Here is a 17869-nt window from a genome sequence, read left to right on the forward strand (position 1 = left end):
GCGACCACGCGCAGGGCGACTTCGTTGACTTGCCCGGTGGCCGACGACACTTCGCGGATCGAACCGTGAATACGCTCGACGAAACGGTTGAATGCGGTACCCAGCACACCAAATTCATCGTGATTGACGATGGTCAGGCGCTTGGTCAGGTCGCCTTCGCCGTCGGCGATGTCTTCCATGGCGCGGGTCATGACGTGCAGTGGCTGGATCAGCAGGCGAATCAGCATGCCCAGCAGCGCGATGATGATCACCACCGCGATCACCGTAGCGATGACCGCCGAGGTACGGAACTGGCTGAGCATCGTGAAAGCTTTGTCCTTGTCGACCGACAGCCCGATGTACCAGTTGACCGACGGCAGGCCTTTGATCGGCGCGAAGGTGACGATGCGGGTTTTGCCATCGACGGTGATTTCACTGAAGTCGGTGCTGATGCGCGGGGTGTCCTGCGGATAGGCTTCTTTCAGCGACTTCATCACCAGCGCCTTGTCCGGGTGCACGAGGATCTTGCCGTCGGCGCTGACCAGGAACACATAACCCATGCCGTCGAAATCCCGGGCGGCGAGGGTGTCGACCAGCGATTGCAGGCTCAGGTCGCCGCCGACCACGCCCACGCTCTGACCGGCTTTTTTCGAGGCGGTGGCGATGGAAATGATCAACTGGCCGGTGGCGGCGTCGATGTACGGTTCGGTCAAGGTCGAAGTGCTGCTGCTCTCGGCGCCTTTGTACCAAGGACGAACCCGTGGATCGAAACCGTCCGGCATCTTCACGTCCGGGCGGATGGTGAAGTGACCGGTGGCATCGCCCAGGTAGGTGGCCATGAACGTCGAAGTCAGGGATTTCTGTTCCAGCAGGCTGGCGACGTTGGCAGGTTCCGGATTGATGGCGATATTCTGGGAGGCGTTCTCGATCAGTAGAATGCGCCCGTTGAGCCAGGTCTGGATGTTGTCTGAAGTCACCTCGCCCATCTCGTTGAGATAGTTGTTCAGGTCATCGCGGATCGCGTTGCGTTGCAGCCAGTCGTTGTACAGGGTGAACGAGGCGAAAGCGGCGATGACGATGAGGGCGGCGGCAAGCAAAATTTTATGACTGAAGCGCAGATTTTTGTTCATGGCTTGGGGTTCCGCTAAGGTCTTAATGTCCTGGGCGTGCTTTTATAAGGACGCGCAATATGGGCAAGGGTGAAAACCAACTGATATTTCCGTCTCTCCTTAGGGAAATGTCCGACTCGACCTTTCGGCCGGGTACTCGCCTTGTTTATCGGCCATCGCGAATTAAAGATTAACCATAGGTGACAAAATGCCTGACACATCGCAACTCGTTATTGGCGCCGATCTGGCGGGGCAATCGATTGCTCAGGCCATGCGCCTGGCGAACCGACACGGGCTGATCGCCGGTGCGACCGGGACCGGCAAGACGGTGACCTTGCAGCGCCTCGCCGAGGCTTTCAGTGACGCGGGGGTGGCGGTGTTCGCCGCCGACATCAAAGGTGACCTGTGCGGCCTCGGTGCCGCCGGCAATCCGCAGGGCAAGGTCGCCGAGCGCATCGCCGGGATGCCCTGGCTTGACTACAAACCGCAGGCTTATCCGGTAACGCTGTGGGACATTCACGGCGAATCAGGTCATCCGTTGCGCACCACCCTGAGTGAAATGGGCCCGTTGTTGATCGGCAGTCTGCTGGAACTGACCGACAGTCAGCAGTCGGCGCTGTACGCGGCTTTTAAAGTGGCGGACCGCGAAGGTCTGTTGCTGCTGGACCTGAAAGACCTCAAGGCGCTGCTCAATCACCTCAAGGACAACCCGCAATTGCTCGGCGAAGACGCCGCGCTGATGACCACCGGTTCCAGTCAGGCGTTGTTGCGCCGGCTGGCGACTCTGGAACAGCAGGGCGCTGAAGCCTTGTTCGGCGAACCGGCGCTGCAACTCGAAGACATTCTGCAACCAGCGGCTGACGGCCGTGGGCGCATTCATCTACTGGATGCCAGTCGTCTGGTTCACGAAGCACCGAAGGTCTATGCGACGTTCCTGCTGTGGCTGTTGGCCGAGCTGTTCGAGCAGTTGCCGGAGCGTGGCGATGCCGACAAACCGTTGCTGGCGCTGTTCTTCGATGAAGCCCATTTACTGTTCGGCGATACGCCCAAGGCGTTGCAGGAACGGCTGGAACAAGTGGTGCGGCTGATCCGCTCGAAAGGCGTGGGGGTGTATTTCGTCACCCAGTCGCCGGGCGACTTGCCGGACGACGTGCTGGCGCAGCTTGGCCTGCGGATCCAGCACGGCTTGCGCGCGTTTACCGCCAAGGAACAGAAATCCCTGCGGGCGGTGGCCGATGGCTTCCGGCCGAATCCGGGGTTCGACACCTTGTCGGTGCTGACGGAATTGGGCATCGGCGAGGCGTTGGTCGGTACGTTGCAGGAAAAGGGCACGCCGGAGATGGTCCAGCGCGTGCTGGTGGCGCCGCCGCAATCGCGGATCGGGCCGTTGAGCGAAACCGAGCGCACGGTGCTGATCGGTGGTTCGCCATTCAAGGGGCGGTATGACAAGCCGATCGATCGTGAGTCGGCGTATGAAATCCTGATGGGCCGCAAAGGCTTGGCACCGGAGGCTGAAGCCCCAGTGGGCAAACCAGCGCCTGAAGAGCCGAGCCTTGCCGATCGTGCCGGAGAGTTCCTGGGGACGGCGGCGGGGCAAGCGCTGAAGTCAGCCATGCGCCAGGCTGCCAATAATCTCGGCAAACAACTGGTGCGCGGCCTGATGGGCTCGTTGCTCGGTGGCAGTAAACGCCGTTAAAAGCACAGATCGCAGCCTGCGGCAGCGCCTACAGAGAATTGCAATCCAACTGTAGGAGCTGCCGCAGGCTGCGATCCTTTGATCTTGCTGTCAGGCTTTGTCTTTGGCGTGCGCCGCCAGACGCTCCAGCGCCGCGCGCAGATTCGGATCACTGATCCCGTCGGCTGTGGACTGAATGGTCGCCGCCGCATCGCTCGACAGATCCATCGTGTGCCCGACAGCCCCGTGCTGCACGATCGGTGGCCGCACGGTGAACTTGATCCGCGTCAGGTTGGCAAATTCTTCGAACAGCTGCAGTTGCCGCTGCAGGCGTTTTTGTTGGTAGCGCAGGCGCGTGGCCCAATGGCCGTCCGTGACCACCAGCGACAGTTCGCCTTCGCGCCACTTGGCCACATGGCAATGTGCGCGGGCGGCCGGTTGCAGCTGGCTTTCGAGCAGGCGTTGCAGATGCCCCAGGCGTTGGGCATGGCCGAGGATGGCTTTGAGCGGCTTGGCTTCGCGAAGCAGAACGGCGGGTGCTCTGGCCGTAAGAGGGCGAAATGCCATGATCGAACACCTGAAGTAACAGAAACGCCATGGTAGCAGAAAGCACCAGTTTCACTCGCCCATTGCTTTTGTCCCTGCTTTACCCATTAAATCAACGACTAACTTCTTTCCTGCATGGGTTGAAGTTGAGCAAAACGCCCCTATTTTAAGTGAGCCCCGTCAAAGCGCAGTGCCAGCATCGTGGAAGATCGCCACTTTCCTCACCACCGTTTCCGGGTAGAATGCTCGTTCGCATGCGGCCATGAGGGCTGCACGGGCGACTCACGGGGCCGCCCTCCATCCCTTTAGTGTGGAAGATCCTGCCGATATGTTTGCGCCTTTGTTAAAGAAACTTTTTGGAAGCAAGAACGAGCGTGAAGTCAAACGCATGCTCAAGACGGTGCAGCTCGTCAATGCCTTCGAAGAGCAAATGGTGGCCCTTTCGGACGATCAATTGCGTGCCAAGACCAACGAGTTCAAGGCCCGTATCGCCAAAGGGGAATCCCTCGACAAGCTGTTGCCTGAAGCCTTCGCGGTCGCCCGTGAAGCCGGCAAGCGTGTCATGGGCATGCGCCACTTCGACGTTCAGTTGATCGGCGGCATGACCTTGCATGAAGGCATGATTGCCGAAATGCGTACCGGTGAGGGTAAAACCCTCGTGGCAACCCTGGGCGTTTACCTCAACGCGCTGTCCGGCAAGGGCGTGCACGTTGTAACCGTGAACGACTACCTGGCCCGCCGTGACGCCAACTGGATGCGCCCGCTCTACGAATTCCTCGGCCTGACCGTCGGCGTCGTGACGCCGTTCCAGCCGCCGGAAGAGAAGCGCGCCGCCTATGCTGCCGACATCACCTACGGCACCAACAACGAATTCGGGTTTGACTACCTGCGCGACAACATGGCGTTCAGCATGGAAGAGAAATTCCAGCGCGAACTCAATTTTGCCGTGATCGACGAAGTCGACTCCATCCTCATCGACGAAGCCCGTACCCCGCTGATCATTTCCGGTCAGGCCGAGGACAGTTCCAAGCTGTACATGGAGATCAACAAACTGATCCCGCAGCTGGAACTGCACGTGGAAGAAGTCGAAGGCGAGGTCACCAAGGCCGGTCACTACACCATCGACGAGAAGACCCGTCAGGTCGAGCTCAACGAAGCCGGTCACCAGTACATCGAAGAAATGCTCACCGGCGTCGGCCTGCTGGCCGAAGGCGAGAGCCTGTACTCGGCACATAACCTGGGCCTGCTGACCCACGTCTATTCGGGGCTGCGTGCGCACAAACTGTTCCACCGCAACGTCGAATACATCGTGCAGGACGGTCAGGTCGTCCTGGTCGACGAACACACCGGCCGTACCATGCCGGGCCGCCGTCTGTCCGAAGGCCTGCACCAGGCCATCGAAGCCAAGGAAGGTCTGAACATCCAGGCCGAGAGCCAGACCCTGGCCTCGACCACGTTCCAGAACTACTTCCGTCTGTACACCAAGCTGTCCGGCATGACCGGTACCGCGGACACCGAAGCGTTCGAATTCCACCAGATCTATGGCCTGCAGGTCATGGTCATTCCGCCGAACAAGCCGTTGGCGCGTAAAGACTACAACGACCTGGTGTTCCTGACCGCCGAAGAGAAATACGCGGCGATCATCAACGACATCAAGGAAGGCATGGCCCAGGGCCGTCCGATCCTGGTGGGTACTGCGACCATCGAGACTTCCGAGCACGTTTCCAACCTGCTCAACAAGGAAGGCATCGAGCACAAGGTCCTGAACGCCAAGTTCCACGAAAAAGAAGCTGAAATCATTGCGCAGGCCGGTCGTCCGGGCGCCCTGACCATCGCCACCAACATGGCCGGTCGCGGTACCGACATCCTGCTGGGCGGCAACTGGGAAGTGGAAGTCGCGGCACTGGAAAACCCGAGCCCCGAGCAGATCGCCCAGATCAAGGCCGACTGGCAGAAGCGTCACCAGCAAGTGCTGGAGTCCGGCGGTCTGCAGGTGATCGCGTCCGAGCGTCACGAATCGCGTCGTATCGACAACCAGCTGCGTGGCCGTGCCGGCCGTCAAGGCGATGCCGGTTCCAGCCGCTTCTACCTGTCGCTGGAAGACAGCCTGATGCGCATCTTTGCCTCTGATCGGGTGAAGAACTTCATGAAAGCCCTGGGCATGCAGCCGGGCGAAGCGATCGAGCACCGCATGGTGACCAACGCGATCGAGAAGGCGCAGCGCAAGGTGGAAGGTCGCAACTTCGACATTCGCAAGCAACTGCTCGAGTTCGACGACGTCAACAACGAACAGCGTAAAGTGATCTATCACATGCGTAACACGTTGCTGGCCGCGGACAACATCGGTGAAACCATCGCCGACTTCCGTCAGGACGTGCTCAACGCCACCGTCAGCGCACACATTCCGCCGCAATCGCTGCCAGAGCAGTGGGACGTGGCCGGTCTGGAAGCTTCGCTGGCGAGCGACTTCGGGGTGAAGCTGCCGATCCAGCAATGGCTCGACGAAGACGATCACCTGTACGAAGAGACCCTGCGCGAGAAGCTGATGGTCGAGCTGATGGCGGCGTACAACGAGAAAGAAGACCAGGCCGGTGCCGAAGCACTGCGCTCCTTCGAGAAACAAATCGTTCTGCGCGTACTGGATGACCTGTGGAAAGACCACCTGTCGACCATGGATCACCTGCGTCACGGTATCCACCTGCGTGGCTACGCCCAGAAGAACCCGAAGCAGGAATACAAGCGCGAGTCGTTCACGCTGTTCTCCGAACTGCTGGATTCGATCAAGCGCGACTCGATCCGTGTGCTGTCGCACGTTCAGGTGCGCCGCGAAGATCCGGAGGCCGAAGAGCAACGCCTGCGTGAGGAAGCCGAAGCACTGGCCGCCCGCATGCAGTTCGAACACGCCGAGGCCCCAGGTCTGGAGCAGCCGGAAGCACTGGGTGAAGAGGTCGATGTAGCCCTCGCCGCCGCGCCGGTTCGCAACGAGCAGAAGCTGGGCCGCAACGAATTGTGCTACTGCGGTTCGGGCAAGAAATTCAAGCATTGCCACGGGCAGATCCAGTAAACCCCGTTTCAATCGCTGAAATACCCGCGCCGCGACCGGCTCCTGCCGTCGCGGCGTTTTGCCATTTAATCCACCGCCTTCTGGTCGTCAAAAACAGCAGCGCGGTGCTGACATCATTGAGTAAGGAGCGCATTCATGGCTGTTGGTCTTGGTCCTTTGCCAACGTTGCACCCGGTTGCCGGTTTTGAACTCGGTATCGCCTCGGCCGGCATCAAGCGCCCCGGGCGCAAGGATGTGGTAGTGATGCGCTGTGCCGAAGGTTCGACCGTGGCCGGTGTCTTCACGTTGAACGCCTTCTGTGCCGCGCCGGTGATCCTGGCGAAAAAACGCGTGCAGAACGCTGTGCGTTATCTGCTGACCAACACCGGCAACGCCAACGCCGGTACCGGTGAGCCGGGCCTGGCCGCTGCCGAGCGCACCACCGCGAAACTGGCCGAACTGACGGGCGTCGACGCCAGCCAGATCCTGCCGTACTCCACCGGCGTGATCGGTGAGCCACTGCCGGTCGAGAAGATCGAAGGCGCACTGCAAGCGGCGCTGGACGATCTGTCGGAAAACAACTGGGAAGCCGCCGCCACCGGCATCATGACCACCGACACCCTGCCCAAGGGTGCCAGCCGCCAGTTCCAGCATGACGGCGTGACCATCACCGTCACCGGCATCAGCAAAGGCGCGGGCATGATCCGTCCGAACATGGCGACCATGCTCGGTTACATCGCCACCGACGCCAAAGTCTCCCGCGACGTGCTGCATAACCTGATGCTCGACGGCGCCAACAAGTCGTTCAACCGCATCACCATCGACGGCGACACCTCGACCAACGACTGCTGCATGTTGATCGCCACCGGCAAGGCAGCCCTGCCGGAAATCACCCGCGCTGAAGGCGAGCTGTTCGCCAAACTCAAGCAAGCGGTGTTCGAAGTGTGCATGGACGTGGCCCAGGCCATCGTGCGTGACGGCGAAGGCGCGACCAAGTTCGTCACCGTTGAAGTCAACGGCGGCGGCAACCATCAGGAATGCCTGGATGTCGGCTACACCGTGGCGCACTCGCCGCTGATCAAGACGGCATTGTTCGCCTCCGACCCGAACTGGGGCCGTATCCTGGCCGCTGTCGGCCGTGCCGGCGTGCCGAACCTGGACGTGAGCAAGATCGACGTGTTCCTCGGCGACGTGTGCATCGCCAGCCGTGGCGCCCGTGCCGAGACCTACACTGAAGCACAGGGCTCGGCGGTGATGCAGCAGGAAGAAATCACCATCCGCATTGAGTTGGGTCGCGGCGATTGCAGCGAAACCATCTGGACCACCGACCTGTCGCATGAATACGTGAAGATCAACGCCGAGTACCGCACCTGATCCAAAAGGGTGAGGGTGGGCTGCCGGCCTCTTCGCGGGCGAGCCCGCTCCCACAGTGGTCGGTGTGTAATTCCAATTCTGAGTACACCTCGAAACCCTGTGGGAGCGGGCTTGCCCGCGAAGGCGCAGGTATTGACACCAAAAGTCTTGAAGCTTTCCACTGACGAAAAGGCGCCACACCATGTCCCTGCACCTGATCATCGGCGACAAACTGCTTTCCTCCTGGTCGCTGCGTGCCGCACTGGCCGTCGAGCTGACCGGCGCACCCTATACCGAAGAGCTGATCACGCTCGGCAAGCCCGACACCCGCGAGCGGCTGCTCAAGCATTCGCCGACCGCCAAGGTGCCGTTGCTGCAAACGTCCCGCGGCACCATTGCCGATTCTCTGGCGATTGCCGAATACCTCGCCGAACAGTTCCCGTCCGAACAGCTTTGGCCTAGCGATCTTTTTGCTCGCGCCCAGGCCCGTTCCGCCTGCGCGCAGATGCACAGTGGCTTTTTCGCCATGCGCAATCACATGCCGTTCAACCTGAGCCACGACGCACCGCTCAACCCGGTGCCGCCGGAGGTGAAGGTCGATATCGAGCGCATGCTCGCACTGTGGGCTGAATGCCGTACCGCTGCCACCGAGCCCGGGCCCTATCTGTTTGGCCGGGTGAGCCTGGCCGATGCGTTCTTCGCGCCGATTGCCGTGCGTCTGCGTACCTATCAGGTACCGTTGCCGGCCGTCGATCAAGCTTATGTTGAAACCATCTACCAATGGCCCGCCTTCAAGGCGTGGCAAAAGGCTGGACTGGAGGAGTTGACCCCGTGAAACGCGTACACGTCGCCGCCGCCGTCATCCGTGACGACAGTGGCAAGATCCTGATCGCCCGCCGTGCCGACACCCAGCATCAGGGTGGCCTGTGGGAGTTTCCCGGCGGCAAGGTCGAGGCTGACGAATCAGTCGAACGCGCATTGGCTCGCGAGCTGCACGAAGAGTTGGGCATCGTCGTTGGCGCTGCTCGCCCGCTGATCAAGGTGCGTCACGATTACCCGGACAAGCAGGTGTTGCTGGATGTCTGGGAAGTGTCGAGCTTCAGCGGTGAACCGCACGGCGCCGAAGGCCAGCCATTGGCCTGGGTTAGCGCGAAAGAACTGACCCGTTACGAGTTTCCGGCCGCCAACCAGCCGATCGTTGCGGCGGCGCGTTTGCCCGGCGAATACCTGATCACACCTGAAGATCTGGAAGCACCAGCCTTGCTGCGCGGCATCCAGAAGGCGATTGCCGGCGGGATCAAGTTGATCCAGCTGCGCGCGCCGAACGGCTATGACCCCAAATACCGTGATCTGGCGGTGGATGCGGCAGGTCTGTGTGCCGGCAAGGCGCAGTTGATGATCAAGGGACCGTTCGAATGGCTCGGCGATTTCCCGTCTGCCGGCTGGCACATCACCGCCGCGCAATTGCGCAAATACGCCGAAGCGGGGCGGCCATTGCCGGCGGAGCGCTGGCTGGCGGCTTCGTGCCATAACGCTGAGGAATTGGCGTTGGCGGAGCAGATGGGCGTGGATTTCGTCACGCTGTCGCCGGTGCAGCCGACGCTGACGCATCCGGACGCGCAGCCGTTGGGCTGGGAGCAGGCATCGACGTTGATCGAGGGCTTCAGCAAGCCGGTGTTCCTGCTCGGCGGGGTAGGCCCGGCGGAGCGGGACAAGGCCTGGGGCGTTGGGGCTCAGGGTGTGGCGGGGATTCGGGCGTTCTGGCCTGATTCTGTTTAACGGCTACCGGCCTCATCGCGAGCAGGCTCACTCCTGCCATTAACCGCGTTCTATCTGACGGAATGCGGTCAACTGTAGGAGTGAGCCTGCTCGCGAAGGCGTCCTGTCAGGCACTACTTATCTGAAGGTTTCGCCGCCGGCTGCCACAGAATTTCCGCAATCCCCTGCCGCCGCGCAATCAACCGCGCTGCAACAAACAGCAAATCCGACAACCGATTGATATACGCCAGGCCAACCCCGGCCAATGGCTCGATCGCGTTCAAATGCTGACAACGGCGCTCGGCACTGCGCGCCAGGCTGCGGCACACATGGGCCTGGGCAATCAGCATTGAGCCACCGGGCAGAATGAAATTCTCCAGCGGCCCCAGTTCCTCGTTCCACACGTCGATCGCCGCTTCCAAGCGTTCGATTTCTGCCGTGTTCAGCGCCTGATATTCCGGCATTGCCAGCTCACCGCCCAGATCGAACAAGCGATGCTGACAAGGGGCGAGCACTTCGATCAGTTCATTCAATCCCGGAAAAGCCTCACGCTCGGCGATCAAACCGGCCAGCAGCACACCGACCTGACTGTTCAGCGTGTCGACTTCGCCAATGGCTTCGATTCGCGGGTGGTCCTTGGGCACGCGGCGGCCATCGCCCAGGCCAGTTTCGCCTTTGTCGCCGGTGCGGGTGTAAATCTTCGACAAGCGAAAGCCCATGGGTTACCTCGGTAGTTGATTGGTTTCGGCAGCGATGGCCGCCGGTTGCGTCAGTGGCAGGCGCAGCGTGAAGCAGGTGCCTTGGCCCGGCGCGGACTGCACTTCCATCTGCCCTTTGTGGTTGTTGGTGATAATGAAGTACGACACCGACAGCCCAAGGCCCGTGCCCTGACCGATTTCCTTGGTGGTGAAGAACGGTTCGAAGGTGCGTTTGCGCACGTTCTCGCTCATGCCGATGCCGTTGTCCTCGACCTGAATCTCGGCCCATGGCGGGTTGAGCTTGGTGCGCAGAATGATCCGTCCCGGCTCGCTGTCGTCTTCGCGTTGGTGAATGGCTTGCGCGGCGTTTTTCAGCAGGTTGAGCAGCACTTGCTCCAGTTCGTTGGCGGTACCCGGCACAGGGCCGAGCGCCGGGTCGAACTGACGGATGATCGCCTGGCCCTTGAAGTCGAAACCGATCGCCAGGTCGAAGTCGTTGCCGGCAATTTCCACCGCCTGATCGATCAGCGCTGGCAGATCGCAGGGCGCCATTTGCCGGGTGCTGCGCCGGCTGAAGCTGAGCATGTGGGTGACGATTTTGGCTGCGCGGGCACCGGCCTGCTGGATGCCATCTAGCAGTTTCGGCACTTCGCGGCTTTGCAGGTAACGGTTGACCGTGTCCAGCTCGATGCCGAGCTGCTCGGCGGTTTCGAGGTTTTTCGGCAGGTCCGGCGACAGTCGCCGACGAATGTTCTGTACGTTGTGCAGGATCGCGCCCAGCGGGTTGTTGATCTCATGGGCCATGCCGGCGGCGAGGCCGCCGACCGAGAGCATTTTTTCCGATTGCACCATCATTTCCTCCAGCGACAGGCGCTGGGTGATGTCGTCTATACGGATCACCACACCGCGCCCGGCGCCGCCCATCAGCGGGTAGAAGGTCAGGGCGTAATGCTTGGGTTCGTCATCCTTGAGCCAGGTCACGCGCTCGATCTTTGCCACCGTGTGTTGTTCCACGGTCTGCTTGAGTTGCGGCAGGAACGGCTTGAGCGGTTCGAAGGCGAGGAAGATCGGCTGGTTCAGCGCTTCATCCAGGCGTGTCCCGGAGAGGGCGCTGGCCTCCTGGTTCCACTGGGTCACGTAGAGCTGTTCGTCGAGGGCGATCAGCGCCGAGGGCATGGAGTCGATGATGCTGTTGAGGTAGTTCTGGAATCCGGTGAGCTTCTTCTCGATCTTGCTGCGCACCTGGACTTCCAGCTCCAGTTTGCGGTTGGTGTGGCGGGTTTCTTCCGCCAGACCCTGAGCCTGATCGTAGGCGGCTTGCGAGTCGTCACGGGCACGCTTGAGCTGCTGTTCGCGGGCTTCGATGCGCGAGAGCATGGTGTTGAACGCTTCGGCGAGGCTGCCGATTTCGTCGTGGTTGCCCCGCGAGGCGCGCAGGGCGTAGTTCTCTTCACGCGTGACCTGACGCGAGAGTTCTTCCAGCTCATGGATCGGGCGGGTGATCAGGCGTTTGATCTGCCGGGCAATCACCAGCCACAGCAGCACACTGAAAATCAGGATGCCGAGGCTGGCGGTCAGCGTGCCGGTGTAGAACGCCATCGGCAGTTCACTGCTGGCCACCAGCAGCAGATGCCCCGGTTCGGTACCCGGGCGGGGCAGGGTGATCAGCTGATTGCTGCGAAACTCGGTGAGTTGCCAGGCTTCGACGTGTCGATAGCGTTCCGGCAGATTGAGCTTGTCGCCACGCTGCACCTGGGCGATCCGCTCCCCCTGGCCGTTATACAGCGCTGCCGCACGCAGCGGCGAATAGCTGTCGAGTTCCTTGAGCAGGCGTTCGGCGCTTTGCGGCGATTCCAGGGCTTGCGAGACCAGGCTCGGGTTGGATATCAGTCGGCCGATGGTCTGCAGGGCCTGCGGCGCCATGCTTTCCTGGGAGATGTAATAGGCGGCGCTGATAAAGGTCAGGTTGGCGACCAGCAGAACAGTGGTCAACAACACCAGCAGGGCGGCCAGCAGTTTCTGGCCGACCGGCAGGTTTTCAAGGCGCTGGCGCAATGGCATCAGGTTTATCGCAGCAGAGGAACAAGTGGGCAGCGTAGCCGCTGCTCAGTCGCTGGGCAATCCAAGGCTGCGCAGATGGCCGACCAGGCGCTGCTGCAATCGATTGAGGTGGGGAAGATTCAACTGATGGCGCGTGGCGACTTTGCAGGCGTGCCCCAACAGGTAGCTGATTTCGGTGCGGCGCTGGTTCGCCACGTCCTGATACATCGAGGAGTAATTGGCCGCCGTGGCGTGGATCACCCGTTCGACTTCCTGTTGCAGGTTGACGGCTGCTGCCGGTTGGCCGCAGCGCTCCAGCAGCTCGGCCAGCTCACTGCACAGCGTGGCGACTTCGCATTGATGCTGCTCAAGCCCGCCGTTGCGGCAATCGTGGAGCACGGTCAGCGGGTTGATCGCGCAATTGAGTGCCAGTTTGCGCCACAGCCGGGTGAGGATGTCGGTGCTCCATTCGTGGGGGATGTTCGCCGCTTGCAAATCGTCCAGCCAGATCGGCGCTACCGGGTGCCCTGCATCGCCCAGCCAGGTGAAACCGTGGCCGGCAAACACCACGCGCCAGTCGCCGTCGCGGAAGGCGCCTTCGGTGCTGGAAGCGCTGATGCAACGTGCCTGCGGTACCAAGGCTGCGACGGCGTCCTGACTGCCGAGGCCGTTCTGCAGCAGGATCAGCTCGGCATCGGCAGTCAGACGCGGGACGAGGCGGGCGACGGCGCTTTCGGCGTCATAGGCTTTGCAGGCGACCAGCAGGCGGCGGATCGGCTCCGGATCGTCCGCCGTTTGTGCGGGGACGGCGTAGGTGTTGGCTGCGCCGTGCTCGACCAGGGTCAGGCCGCCGGCCGCCTGATAGCCACGCAAGCGCTCGGCATCGCGCACGATCAGCCGCACCGGCAGACCGGCCCGGGCCAGGCGCGTGGCCCACAGGGTGCCGAGGCTGCCGGCGCCGAGAACGTGCCAAGGGGTGGACATCAGTTTTTCACTCGGTAAGGTACTGGCATGCAAGGCTCGCCGTATCGGTGGGAAAAGACCCGTTATAATGAGCCGGATTTTAACCGCAAGCCAAGCGCGCTCCATCCTGATCGAGCGCGCCTTTTTATTGGAGAGATTACATGCCGTCGTTCGACGTGGTATCCGAACTGGACAAACACGAGCTGACCAACGCGGTCGAGAACGCCGTGAAGGAACTCGATCGTCGCTATGACCTGAAAGGCAAAGGCAGCTTCGAGTTCAAGGAAAAGGACCTGACCGTCAACCTGACCGCTGAAGCCGGGTTCCAGCTGGAAGCGATGATCGAGATCCTGAAGCTGGCTCTGACCAAGCGCAAGATCGATGTGCAGTGCCTTGAAGTAAAAGACGCTTACGCCTCGGGCAAGCTGATGAAGCAGGACGCCATCCTCAAGGAAGGCATCGACAAGGAGCTGGCGAAAAAGATCGTCGCTCACATCAAGGACGCCAAGCTCAAGGTGCAGGCCGCCATCCAGGGCGAGCAGGTCCGTGTGACCGGCAAGAAGCGCGATGACCTGCAGGAAGCCATCGCGGCCCTGCGCGCCAAGGAATTCGGCATGCCACTGCAGTTCAACAACTTCCGCGACTAAGTCTGGTCGGATGACCTGTGGGAGCGAGCCTGCTCGCGAAAGCGGTGTGTCATATCTCATTGCTCAATGACACGGCGTTTTCGCGAGCAGGCTCGCTCCCACTTTTATTTGCATATAGCCCGGGTAGCCGGAAATCAGGAGATGGAATATGGATTTGAATGCTGAGGTAGACAACCTGGTCAAGGCATCCCAGGCGTGGATTCCGATGATTATGGAATACGGCAGCCGTGTGCTGCTGGCGGTGATTACGCTGGCGATCGGCTGGTGGCTGATCAACAAGGTCACGCAAAAACTCGGCGGTCTGCTGGCCCTGCGCAATGCCGACCTGGCACTGCAGGGGTTCATTAGCAGCCTGGCGAACATCATTCTCAAGGTGCTGCTGATCGTCAGCGTGGCCTCGATGATCGGTGTGGAAACCACCTCGTTCGTGGCCGCGATCGGTGCGGCCGGCCTGGCCATCGGTCTGGCGTTGCAAGGTAGCCTGGCGAACTTCGCCGGCGGCGTGCTGATTCTGCTGTTCCGTCCGTTCCGTATCGGTGACTGGATCGAAGCGCAAGGCGTGTCGGGTACTGTCGACAGCATCCAGATTTTCCACACCGTGCTGCGTACCGGTGACAACAAGACCATCATCGTGCCGAACGGTAATTTGTCGAATGGCATCATCACCAACACCAACCGTCAGCCAACCCGCAAGGTGGTGTTCGATGTGGGTGTGGATTACGAAGCGGATCTGCAGAAGGCCCGTCAGGTGCTGCTGGATCTGGCCAAGGATGAGCGCGTGTTGCAGGACCCTGCACCCCAAGCGGTGATTTCTACCCTCGGTGACAGTTCGATCACTGTTTCCCTGCGTGTCTGGGTTAAAACTGCAGACTACTGGGATGTGCTGTTCATGTTTAACGAACAGTCGCGCGATCGTTTGAAGACTGCCGGTATTGATATTCCGTTTCCACAGCGCGTGATTCGTGTGGTTCAGGAATCGGTAACACAATGATAGGTTGCTAATTAAATGCCTGACTTGTTGGTCAGGCATTTATGACAAGTGACAGGCAATAAAAAAGGCCCATCCGAAGATGGGCCTTTTTTTATGCTTCCAAACTAACCACTGACAATTACAGGATGTTCAGTGGGTATTCGGTGATCAGACGGAACTCTTTAACGTCGCCTTCACCTTCGTCAGCGTTAGCAACGTGCCAGGCTTGACGGATGCGGAACGACAGATCTTTCGCTGGGCCAGACTGAACAACGTACTTGGCTTCGAAGTTGGTTTCGTGGTGTTTGCCGTCTTCACCGTAAAGACCGGTGTAAGCGCTACCCGCTGGGGTGTGGGTACCGTCGATATCCCAACCTTTAACGTAACGAACCATGAAGCTCAGACCTGGAACGCCGTACTCGGCCATTTTCAGGTCGTAACGGGCTTGCAGGGATTTCTCGCCTGGAGCGTTGAAGTCAGAGTACTGGATAGAGTTGGCGAGGAAGATCGAGTCGCCACCACGGTTGTTCTTGCCCACGCCGATGTAGTCGAACGGGGTGTCGCCGTTGACCTTCTGGAAGCCCAGGGTGAAGGTGTGTGCCTTCAGGAACGACAGGGCGGTTGCCAGCGAGAAGGCGGTGTTGCTGATGTCGCCCGCTTTGGCGCTGCCGGTGTCGGTGGTCCGGTAGATGTTGAAGTCGGTGTTCAGCGAAGTATCACCACCAAACGGGGTGGTGAGGTTCACGTTGGCGTAGTACTGGTTCCAGATGTCTTCCAGCTTGGCGCCGTACAGCGATGCAGTCAGGTTGTCAGTGATGCCGTATTTACCACCGAAGTAGTCGATGTTTTTGGCTTCAACACCAGCGTAGGTGGCGTAAAGGCCGCCATCACGGGCGTTTTTGTCCTGGCTGGTAGCCGAGTAGAAGTGACCGGCTTCGAGGTCAAGGTCTTTGACTTCGCTGCTCTGCAACTGGAAGCCAGTGGCAGTTTGCGGAAGGATACGGGAGCCGCCAACAGCGAATACCGGTGCTGTGCTTGGCTGCATGTCGCCGAATTTCAGCTCGGTTTTGGAGATGCGGAACTTAATGGCTGCGCCGGCTTTGCCTTGGCTGTCGTTAACGTCGTGGGCATAACCGTTAGCCTTGACGGTGTCGCTACGGCTCATGTTGCCGGTGCCGGAAGTACCATCACCGCCATCCAGTTTGACCGCCAGGTAACCGAATGCATCGATACCGACGCCTACGGTGCCTTGGGTGTAACCGGAAGTGAAGTTACCGAGGAAGCCCTGGGTCCAGTCTTTCTGGTCGTGGCCACCGTTCTTGTTGTCGCGGTTGAAGTAGTAGTTCTTCAACGTCTCGGTAAGTTTCGCGCCTTCAACAAAACCTTTGGCTTCTGCCTGGTCATCTACAAACGGGGCGGCCGTAGCCAACTGAGTGCTGGCTGCTGCTGCAACTGCCAGTGCGATTGTGCTCCACTTCATCACGCGCATCGTGATTTGCTCCTTTGGTTTTAGAAGAGTACTGCCGTCCCACCTGTTTTATTATCTGGGCGGCTCTTTCTTTTTGTGTCGGCGCAAACTTATATCACGCCGACAATGTTGGCGATACTTGCGCATACAACCTTTCATGATCTTTACGACGGCGTCGCAAACAGCTGGGTTGATGTCGCAAATTCACAGTACCCATGCAGCCGGGCTGACAACTTTATCGCTGTTTTCGGGCCTTTCCGCATCGGTAAAAAAGAGTCCCTGGCAAAACACTTGAATCTCCATTGGGGCAACCCTGCCACCGTATTTGGTTGATCTCAAGCTGCCACTTCCCGTGGTGCGCTTATAGATCATGTGTATATCAATGCAACAAGCGTGCACAAAGTGCAGGGTCGCTACGTTTATTTTTCTGAACACCCGCCTGTGCTCGTGAAAACCCCGTGAAAACCTCGTGAAAACGGGTGTTCAAGCCCTTTTGTATCAGGGGGTTGACGCACTCCCTTGCATAGTGTTGTCACGTTCGCGTTGGGGCGTGACCACCAAAAACGTTACCGGTTCACCCCGTCAGTGAGTATTTGGCGGATGCCCGACGCACTGAGCGTAGACGCACTGTTCGGTTTTGGTGCAAAAAATTTACAGGCTGTACTGGATTCATACAGCTTGGGTACGTCTGTTGTCGGGTATATCAGGCTGTTTCGGGCATTTGCTGGTGTTCGAGGGCAGTGCTGGCTCAGGGATGGTGCACGCTCCGTGTCAATGTCTCTTGTCAGTGCGGTGCTGGCCTGAGTGGGCACTGTCACCGTGAAGCCCGGCGCATTCGCAGGTATGCTGCCTGCCTGTCGCTTGGTGCGTTGCCCGTCGGGATGGCCGCTAAGCTGAATTATGTCGATCAGCCGGGAGTGCACGCAGTGTTTGCTTTAGATTCACGACTTCAACAGGACACCCTGACCATCGGCGACTTCCCCCTGTGTCGGCTGCTGCTGTCCAACGATGCCAATTACCCGTGGTTCATCCTGGTACCACGGCGCGACGATATCAGTGAGTTGTTTCAGTTGGATGTCGCCGACCAGCAACAACTCTGGCAGGAAACGACCGCGCTGGCCGAGTTGCTCAAGGACTTGTTCGACGCCGACAAGCTGAACGTCGCGACACTGGGTAACGTCGTCAGTCAATTGCATATGCACGTGATCGTGCGCAAGCGTGACGACGCCGCATGGCCAGCACCGGTCTGGGGCAAGCACCCGGCCCAGCCCTACAGTGCCGAGCAGGTAACGGCGATTCGCGAACGGTTGCGTCTGGTGCTGACCGAACATTTCACGTGTCTGGAGGGGTGAGTCATGAGCCTTGAAGCGCGCGTTACTGATCTGGAAAGCCGTCTGGCCTTCCAGGACGACACCATTCAGGCGTTGAACGACGAGCTGGTAGCGCAACAGCGCGTGATCGAGCGCCTGCAACTGCAAATGGCAGCATTGCTCAAGCGTCAGGAAGAGATGGTCGGGCAGTTCGACTCTTTTGAGGAAGAGGCGCCGCCGCCCCATTATTGATATCGAGCCTTTTGCGCAGGCATAAAAAAACCGCGAACAGTCTGGCTGTTCGCGGTTT

14 protein-coding genes and 1 pseudogene are annotated in these 17869 nt (G+C 59.9%); 9 read left to right on the top strand and 6 right to left on the bottom strand.

Annotated features, from left to right (window positions below; translation table 11 throughout):
- Positions 1-77 precede the first annotated feature (77 nt).
- Positions 78-1109: pseudogene (locus KKQ10_RS28875) on the bottom strand (cache domain-containing protein); the annotation flags it as partial.
- A 187-nt stretch (positions 1110-1296) separates the two neighbouring features.
- On the opposite strand from KKQ10_RS28875, the gene KKQ10_RS26005 reads away from it, so the two are divergent.
- A complete protein-coding gene (locus tag KKQ10_RS26005) occupies positions 1297-2784 on the top strand; it encodes a helicase HerA-like domain-containing protein (protein ID WP_215502739.1) in 1488 nt (495 codons plus the stop codon).
- 90 nt (positions 2785-2874) lie between these two features.
- Here the strand turns inward: KKQ10_RS26005 and KKQ10_RS26010 are convergent, their stop codons facing one another.
- Positions 2875-3330, bottom strand: a complete 456-nt coding sequence (locus KKQ10_RS26010; protein WP_127648380.1) for a DUF721 domain-containing protein — start codon at positions 3328-3330, stop codon at positions 2875-2877.
- Positions 3331-3637: 307 nt separating this feature from the next.
- Here KKQ10_RS26010 and secA point away from each other — a divergent pair, with 307 nt between their 5' ends.
- The 4 genes from secA to KKQ10_RS26030 all read left to right on the top strand — a co-directional run bounded on the left by secA (position 3638) and on the right by KKQ10_RS26030 (position 9484).
- The gene (gene secA / locus KKQ10_RS26015; protein ID WP_127648381.1) at positions 3638-6373 is read left to right on the top strand and encodes a preprotein translocase subunit SecA; all 2736 of its coding nucleotides are present in this window, start codon (positions 3638-3640) and stop codon (positions 6371-6373) included.
- A 135-nt stretch (positions 6374-6508) separates the two neighbouring features.
- On the top strand, positions 6509-7726 hold the full coding sequence (gene argJ / locus KKQ10_RS26020; RefSeq protein WP_047296069.1) for a bifunctional glutamate N-acetyltransferase/amino-acid acetyltransferase ArgJ: 1218 nt from the start codon (positions 6509-6511) through the stop codon (positions 7724-7726).
- 181 nt (positions 7727-7907) lie between these two features.
- Positions 7908-8540 (top strand): glutathione S-transferase family protein, encoded by a 633-nt coding sequence (locus tag KKQ10_RS26025; protein WP_127648383.1) that lies wholly within the window; start codon positions 7908-7910, stop codon positions 8538-8540.
- A complete protein-coding gene (locus KKQ10_RS26030) occupies positions 8537-9484 on the top strand; it encodes a Nudix family hydrolase (RefSeq protein ID WP_215502740.1) in 948 nt (315 codons plus the stop codon). The genes KKQ10_RS26025 and KKQ10_RS26030 overlap by 4 nt, the downstream gene beginning before the upstream one ends.
- A 113-nt stretch (positions 9485-9597) precedes the next feature.
- Here the strand turns inward: KKQ10_RS26030 and KKQ10_RS26035 are convergent, their stop codons facing one another.
- Genes KKQ10_RS26035 through KKQ10_RS26045 form a run of 3 tightly spaced genes read right to left on the bottom strand, consistent with a single transcriptional unit; the run spans position 9598 to position 13185 of the window.
- Positions 9598-10182 (bottom strand): cob(I)yrinic acid a,c-diamide adenosyltransferase, encoded by a 585-nt coding sequence (locus KKQ10_RS26035; RefSeq protein WP_215502741.1) that lies wholly within the window; start codon positions 10180-10182, stop codon positions 9598-9600.
- A 3-nt stretch (positions 10183-10185) separates the two neighbouring features.
- Positions 10186-12222, bottom strand: coding sequence for a sensor histidine kinase (locus KKQ10_RS26040; protein ID WP_127648386.1), 2037 nt, complete (start codon positions 12220-12222; stop codon positions 10186-10188).
- A 45-nt stretch (positions 12223-12267) separates the two neighbouring features.
- Positions 12268-13185 carry a putative 2-dehydropantoate 2-reductase gene (locus tag KKQ10_RS26045; protein ID WP_215502742.1) on the bottom strand — a complete coding sequence of 306 codons (918 nt, stop codon included), beginning with the start codon at positions 13183-13185 and terminating at the stop codon, positions 12268-12270.
- Between the two features lie 140 nt (positions 13186-13325).
- Between KKQ10_RS26045 and KKQ10_RS26050 the strand changes: the two genes are divergently transcribed.
- Positions 13326-13811, top strand: coding sequence for a YajQ family cyclic di-GMP-binding protein (locus tag KKQ10_RS26050; RefSeq protein ID WP_003227548.1), 486 nt, complete (start codon positions 13326-13328; stop codon positions 13809-13811).
- 148 nt (positions 13812-13959) lie between these two features.
- A complete protein-coding gene (locus KKQ10_RS26055; protein ID WP_215502743.1) occupies positions 13960-14802 on the top strand; it encodes a mechanosensitive ion channel family protein in 843 nt (280 codons plus the stop codon).
- Between the two features lie 118 nt (positions 14803-14920).
- On the opposite strand, the gene KKQ10_RS26060 is transcribed toward KKQ10_RS26055, so the two are convergent.
- A complete protein-coding gene (locus tag KKQ10_RS26060) occupies positions 14921-16270 on the bottom strand; it encodes an OprD family porin (protein WP_127648389.1) in 1350 nt (449 codons plus the stop codon).
- 905 nt (positions 16271-17175) lie between these two features.
- On the opposite strand from KKQ10_RS26060, the gene KKQ10_RS26065 reads away from it, so the two are divergent.
- The gene (locus KKQ10_RS26065) at positions 17176-17601 is read left to right on the top strand and encodes an HIT family protein (protein ID WP_215502744.1); all 426 of its coding nucleotides are present in this window, start codon (positions 17176-17178) and stop codon (positions 17599-17601) included.
- Between the two features lie 3 nt (positions 17602-17604).
- Positions 17605-17811 (top strand): SlyX family protein, encoded by a 207-nt coding sequence (locus KKQ10_RS26070; RefSeq protein WP_064588916.1) that lies wholly within the window; start codon positions 17605-17607, stop codon positions 17809-17811.
- The last annotated feature ends 58 nt before the right edge of the window (positions 17812-17869 follow it).

The organism is Pseudomonas sp. MG-9, from assembly GCF_018729515.1.
Lineage (GTDB): Bacteria > Pseudomonadota > Gammaproteobacteria > Pseudomonadales > Pseudomonadaceae > Aquipseudomonas > Aquipseudomonas serboccidentalis.